The organism is Methylibium sp. T29, from assembly GCF_000576205.1.
Lineage (GTDB): Bacteria > Pseudomonadota > Gammaproteobacteria > Burkholderiales > Burkholderiaceae_C > Methylibium > Methylibium petroleiphilum.
Genome location: NZ_AZND01000501.1, coordinates 1 through 1,282 on the forward strand (window position 1 = coordinate 1; position 1,282 = coordinate 1,282).

Annotated in this window: 1 protein-coding gene and 1 pseudogene; both read left to right on the forward strand. The window is 74.6% G+C overall.

All coding sequences use genetic code 11. The features are described from left to right. Nucleotides 1-306 (forward strand): annotated as a pseudogene (locus tag x551_RS22375) (ABC transporter ATP-binding protein); the annotation flags it as partial. A gap of 4 nt (nt 307-310) precedes the next feature. After that, on the forward strand, nt 311-1,282 hold a 972-nt coding region (locus tag x551_RS22380), incomplete at its 3' end, for a cobyric acid synthase (protein ID WP_036251747.1).

The window sequence follows — 1,282 nt, forward strand, 5'->3', positions numbered from 1 at the left end:
GACGAGCCGACCACCCATCTCGACCCACCGCACCAGGTGGCGCTGGTCCGGCTGCTGCGCCGGCTGGCGCGCGGCCACACGGTGGTCAGCGTGCTGCACGACCTGCCGCTGGCACTGCAGGCCGACCGGCTGGTGGTGCTGCAGGCCGGGCGCCTGCGCGCCGAGGGCGCGCACGACGATCCGGCGCTGCACCACGCGCTGGTCGACGTGTTCGACGGCGCGCTGCGCATCGAGCCGCTGCCGAGCCCCGGCGGCGTGCAGCGCTACATCACCGTGCCCCACCTGCCCGCCGACGCGGCGCCCTGAGACGATGAACGGACGCACACGATCGACCGCGCGGGCCGTCATGGTGCTCGGCACCACCAGCGGGGCCGGCAAGAGCTGGCTGGCGACGGCGCTGTGCCGCTGGTACGCGCGCCAGGGCCTGAAGGTCGCGCCCTTCAAGGCGCAGAACATGAGCAACAACGCGCGCGTGGTGCCGGGCAGCGGGGGCCGGCTCGGCGAGATCGGCAGCGCGCAGTACTTCCAGGCGCTGGCCGCCCGGGTGCTGCCCGACGTGCGCATGAACCCGGTGCTGCTGAAGCCCGAGAACGACACCGGCAGCCAGGTCGTCGTGCTGGGCGAGGTGCGTGCCGACCTCGCGGCCGTGCCGTGGCGCGAGCGCAGCGAGCGGCTGTGGCCGTTCGCGCAGGACGCGCTGCTGGCGCTGATGGCCGAGAACGACGTGGTGGTGATCGAGGGCGCCGGCTCGCCGGCCGAGATCAACCTGCACGCCAGCGACTACGTCAACATGCGCACCGCGCAGGCGGCGCGGGCCGCCTGCCTGCTGGTGAGCGACATCGACCGTGGCGGCGCGTTCGCCCACCTCTACGGCACGCACCAGCTGCTGCCGGCGGCGGAGCGGGCACTGCTGCGGGGCTATGTGCTGAACCGCTTCCGCGGCGACGCGCGGCTGCTCGAGCCGGGGCCGCAGCAGCTGCTGGCGCTGACCGGCGTGCCGACCCTCGCGGTGCTGCCGATGTGGCGCGGCCACGGACTGCCCGAGGAAGACGGCCTGCACGACGAGGGCCCCGGCTGGCAGCGCGGCGCCGTCGATGCCGCGGCCAGCCTGCGCATCGCCGTCGTGGCCTACCCGCGCATCAGCAACCTCGACGAGTTCCAGCCGCTGCGCCAGCTGCGCGGCGTGCAGCTGCGCTGGGCGCGCAGTGCGGAAGAGCTGGCGGGCGCCGACTGGATCGTGCTGCCCGGCTCCAAGCACACCAGCGGCGACCTGGCCTGGCTG